Here is a 2,545-nt window from a genome sequence, read left to right on the forward strand (position 1 = left end):
CTTAAAATTCAGATGCTTGATGACGTTATGAAAGTTATATCATTCAGATTTAGGCTGAAGGGAAAACTTGCACTCGGTTAGTTTTATTGAATTGATTAAGGACGTACTCAATCTCTGAAACCTTTGACTGATAATGACAAAAAAATTTTTATGGGTATGGGGGACTAGTATTTTAACGATAGGCAGTTAGTATTTATTTCTGAAGACTCTGGTATTTGTCCTACTCAATAATGTTTGGATTTAAAGCTATATTTGGTAACCGTTATAGCTATTTTTATTCTCTAATATTTTGTTGCACTCAATTCAACTTTACCTTTAATTTTTCGTTTCTAAATTAATTATTAATACTGGTAAGAATATCACAATAAAATAAAATTTTGTATCAAATTTAACTTTTTATAATCAAGTTGTTTGCATTATTCTGAAGCGGAATTGGTAGTTATGGATTGTGCAGCTACTAATCTATTTTTGGCTGAATGGGCATTGATGCGATCTTATAGTAATAATAACCAGCAATCTCTTTAGCAATAGTCAATATAATCATCTATCCACTCTCTTAACTCACTTTTAGTCTAATTGATAGAGTTCATGAGCTTCTTGTGCTTGTTGCTCCAGCAATTTGTCTCTTTCATTTTTCGCTAAGCTGAGAAACAGACGCGGATCGGATAGATCTTTTTCTGATTGAGGTTCGATATCTTGAGTTAAATCATCAAGAATTAAACTTACCAAACGCAAGCGATCGCTTTTAGATAGTTGTTCTATGTGACTCTGGTAAATTTGCCTAATTGTTCGATTAATATTGACCATTTTTTCTAAGGAAATTTAAGCTCTAAGACAAGAGCAAAAGGAATTTCTCCGTTACTAAGAACAGTATATTTATTCTGTGTAATTTATACTTATTATAGGGACTGAATAGCGATCGCTCGATCAAGAAAACTCTAATTTTCGTTCGCTTTAGCTATTGATTCGATTTATAAATAGCTATATATGGTTGTTTTTCCCCTCTATAAATTTAAAATAGCGTAAATTTTCCACCAATAAGATCTTACTGCATTGGAAAAGCGAATCATTGAGATTGTAGATACTCAATTAATCGATTATTAGCGATCGCAATTATATCTAGACAATTTAGCAATCATTTCAGCGCGGGATGAAACTTGTAACTTACTAAACATTCGTTTTAAAGCTTGTTTAACTGAGTTTTCCGTAATCCAAATAGTTTTACCAATTTCGGCATTAGTTAACCCTTGTGCGACTAATTCCGCAATGTGCAATTCACGAGGAGTCATCTGTTTAAGACTATGTTGATTAAACTTTATTTGCTGGGACTGTATCTTAGTCAATTGAGTCGAAATGTGCAGACACAAAGCACTTAACTCTAAAATATTTTGATTGTTGAAAGCGCGATCATCGCGATCGCGAGTTAAAGCCAAACCACCTATCAGACTACCATTATCGACAATTGGGCCAACCATAACATGACCATGATCCCAACGAGGACAAATAGTTCTCCACTTTTCTGCGGTTAATAATATCTCTTCATGAACTGGTACGTGATTTTCTACCAAATAACGTAAAACGGGATTATGCTCTAAGGAGAAAGCTAATTGAAATAACTTTGATTTGTTAGCAATTGGATGAAGGTGGCTTAATAAAAACAAACGATAGCGTTTTGCAGCAAAATATTCGCCAATTTTACTCATAACGGTTTGTTGTAGTTGTAACTCGCTTTGGGTTTGGGCGATCGCTATAAATAAAGTTTTTAAGTAATGCGTCATTTTTTTTACCAAGTGTACCCGTTCGAGGACTATTCACGGTTAAACCCGATCTGTATCATAGCCATAGTTAATTTACAGACTGATTAGATACCATGACTCAGCAAAAACCAGACCGATACGTCAATTTTCAAGGTATTGATTGCGACGGCAGAGCGCGTCGTATTTTGGGCAATATAGAGAAATACACTAACAATCCTCCCCACAATAGCCCTTGGTCTGAATATTTTCAGGCTAAATGTGGCGAACGCTTATCGATTGGACAAGACGAACTGCATTTTATATGTAGTCAAATGAATAATGTTTATTCTTTATTTGAAGAATATGAAGACACAGAAGCTTTGAACTTACTAGAACAAATTGAAGAAGAGTGTTGCTAAAACGCTACAACTTATCGCTGGATATAAAGGAGCGGAGCTTCCGAGCTATAAGCTATAAGCTTTAAGCGCGATTGCCAATCAAACAGGGTATTAGACCCTACTCGATTGTAGACAACGCCTTTGCGTAATCGTCTTGAATTCAGTAGCGTGATTGCTGGAAGAGCCGTCAACACTCGCTGTGGAATAGCGCGACAGTCTTGCAGAAGGGTTTCCCGACCCAGAGAACTGTCGCAAGAATGCTTCTTAACAGTCACGCATCGGGAAGCATTCCCAAGTCCGCGACTGCGCGGGAAACCCACGCAGTTTAAGTCGGACGCTTGCACCCAATGCGACGGGTATAAACGCCTTACGGCGACGCGGTCAGAGAGACCCCGCCTTGAAAAGACGGGG

At 36.9% G+C, this 2,545-nt stretch carries 3 protein-coding genes; 1 reads left to right on the plus strand and 2 read right to left on the minus strand.

What is annotated here, in order from left to right:
* Positions 1 to 567: 567 nt before the first annotated feature.
* Both H1P_RS32630 and H1P_RS32635 read right to left on the minus strand, forming a co-directional pair.
* Positions 568 to 807 (minus strand): hypothetical protein, encoded by a 240-nt coding sequence (locus H1P_RS32630; protein WP_144875546.1) that lies wholly within the window; start codon positions 805 to 807, stop codon positions 568 to 570.
* Positions 808 to 1,100: 293 nt separating this feature from the next.
* On the minus strand, positions 1,101 to 1,778 hold the full coding sequence (locus H1P_RS32635; protein WP_144875548.1) for a LuxR C-terminal-related transcriptional regulator: 678 nt from the start codon (positions 1,776 to 1,778) through the stop codon (positions 1,101 to 1,103).
* A gap of 92 nt (positions 1,779 to 1,870) precedes the next feature.
* On the opposite strand from H1P_RS32635, the gene cowN reads away from it, so the two are divergent.
* Entirely contained in the window at positions 1,871 to 2,155 is a 285-nt protein-coding gene (gene cowN, locus H1P_RS32640) for a N(2)-fixation sustaining protein CowN (protein WP_144875550.1), read from the plus strand.
* The last annotated feature ends 390 nt before the right edge of the window (positions 2,156 to 2,545 follow it).

The organism is Hyella patelloides LEGE 07179, from assembly GCF_900659865.1.
Lineage (GTDB): Bacteria > Cyanobacteriota > Cyanobacteriia > Cyanobacteriales > Xenococcaceae > Hyella > Hyella patelloides.

Excerpts from the sequence above, each read along its gene's own strand:
- H1P_RS32630 (WP_144875546.1), bottom strand. The coding sequence starts at position 807 with ATGGTCAATATTAATCGAACAATTAGGCAAATTTACCAGAGTCACATA.
- H1P_RS32635 (WP_144875548.1), bottom strand. The coding sequence starts at position 1,778 with ATGACGCATTACTTAAAAACTTTATTTATAGCGATCGCCCAAACCCAA.
- cowN (WP_144875550.1), top strand. The coding sequence starts at position 1,871 with ATGACTCAGCAAAAACCAGACCGATACGTCAATTTTCAAGGTATTGAT.